The organism is Aneurinibacillus tyrosinisolvens (genome assembly GCF_001015055.1).
Classification (GTDB): Bacteria; Bacillota; Bacilli; order Aneurinibacillales; family Aneurinibacillaceae; genus Aneurinibacillus_A; species Aneurinibacillus_A tyrosinisolvens.
The window spans coordinates 1-2,018 of record NZ_BBWZ01000100.1; the positions used below are offsets into that span (position 1 = coordinate 1).

The window sequence follows — 2,018 nt, forward strand, 5'->3', positions numbered from 1 at the left end:
GCTTGTTCTGAGGAATCCAGGGGATAAACGGACTGGCTAAATTGAGTGAGCCCGAATACGTACCAGAGAAAATGGCCGATTCCGCGAAAATCGGGATTCGCAGGCGCTTCCCTTCTTTCGAGCGTCAGCGGCACTTCCGAAGAAAGCGGGATGACAGGCAACCCGCGGTAGAGCTTATAGGCAAGCGGTGCGTCTTCCCAATCCACCTCCAAGTCCGGGGGTCTTGCCTTGTCCGTGTCAAAATGCAGATTATGAAGAAATGATTCCAGACTCATCCTTCTTCTCCCTCCTCATCGTGGCTTATGGAAATGGATGCGGATGTGGATTGAGTTGTTCTATCGGCAGCAGTTGCTTCGCATACCCGAGTTTCATGGGTACCCGGAGCACCCTTTCCAGCCCTGTCACGCGGGTAAGGTGATATCCGAAGGTCATGGGCAGCATCCCGGGGATGAGCACTTTGACGCAATACAGTCCGTTTCGCATGATTTCCGGTGTCGTCTGATCCACCACAATTACCTCGAGATTCAATGGACGGAACACATCAAGCATATCCCGCAGATCATTGGTCAGATCCACATGTTTCGTCTTCCATTTAAATTCCTTCTCAAAGGTTTGCAACGGACGATTTTCATCCAGTAAAAAGTCAAAGCGCTCCTGCGCTTGCGGTAAACTGTACAGCATGGAATGATCCTCCATCTGCCTTACGAGGGAGGGATCGTGCAACATGGGCACATACTTCTCCTTGTTTGCCTCCAATTTCTCGTCAAGCGACAGCATCATCCCCGCCAGCTCGTGAACGGCGCTTTTCACCGCCCGTACCGGGTCCAAATGGGCTCCGGCCGCACAGATAAGATTCACTCCTTTTTCTTTCCTGTTTTTCGCCAATGCCCAAACGCTTGGAATCCCATGCTCCATCGTCGAGTTAAACAAATGCACATCATATCCCGCCACCGTCCGCAAACGATCCATCATCAATCGCAATTCCTGGTCATTAGCGGAAGCCGGGTCAAGACGAGGGAGAGGCAACTGTGCGTACCATGTCATCAAGAACGCGTCACGCTCTACCACTTCCAAAATCCCATAGAAAATAGCTTCCTCCAAACTTCCGCCTATGGCGCATCCATTGGAAGTTTCATAAACAAAGCCATTCCCGCAGCCCAAGCTGTAATAGGCCAGTAACTCTGGAACGAGAATCGGGCGCTCTTGCAAAAACGAATAACCCCATACCCAGTCCATTGGGCGATCAGGATGAAACGGTTTGAATGGAAATCCAGGTTGCGCATACTGTTCCTTTGCGTGCACTCCTACCTTGATGGGATGGAGTGCTTGATCGGCCAGATTGCGGAAACTGTCATGGACCACCGTCCGTTTGCCACGAGGCATCAGACCGCAGGATCGCTCTAAGCTCTCCAAAATGGCCGTCAGCTCGCTGTCCGCATAGGAATGAGTCCGACCTGCCGTTGCCTCGTCTCCCATGGACAACGGCAGATTAACACTTACATCGGCAAACGGCGACATAAGATCATACATTTTCCCATTCAAAAAGCCCATCCGATGATCTAAATAGTCTTTGGCCAGAACTTTCTTCAAATCATCCATCGAACGGCAGCGATAGCTTTCGGTGCTAATCTTAGGGCTTGCTTGCAGCGAAATTTGGGCCGCAATCAATGAATCATCAGATAATCCACCGCAAATCAAACACAACGGGTCAGGCAGAAAGGAGTGACAGGAGCTCTTCAGCGTTTTCAGGTTGATTAAAAACACCTGGCCTTCCAAATGAGGCTGGCTGCCTTGCAGCACCCTTTGTGCCTCAGCCATGAGCAGGTGAGCCACCTGCAAAAGCCCCGTTCTGGACGCCCACGCATCACACGTCGTTTCCCCGTTCACTGCTAGCCTGTGTTGCAGCTCCCGCAGTTCCTTACGGTCGTGTGCCGCCATGAGGCGCCGCATGTCTGCACACCGAGAACAGCCGGTCGTACCTGGACGAACCAGCGGTCCAACCACCCCTTCACCAAATG

At 52.0% G+C, this 2,018-nt stretch carries 1 protein-coding gene and 1 pseudogene; both read right to left on the reverse strand.

Annotation, left to right across the window (positions count from 1 at the left end; genetic code table 11):
* Nucleotides 1-275: pseudogene (locus MBEAL2_RS28460) on the reverse strand (NADH oxidase); the annotation flags it as partial.
* Nucleotides 276-300: 25 nt separating this feature from the next.
* On the reverse strand, nucleotides 301-2,018 hold a 1,718-nt coding region (locus MBEAL2_RS28465), incomplete at its 5' end, for a TOMM precursor leader peptide-binding protein (RefSeq protein WP_047155543.1).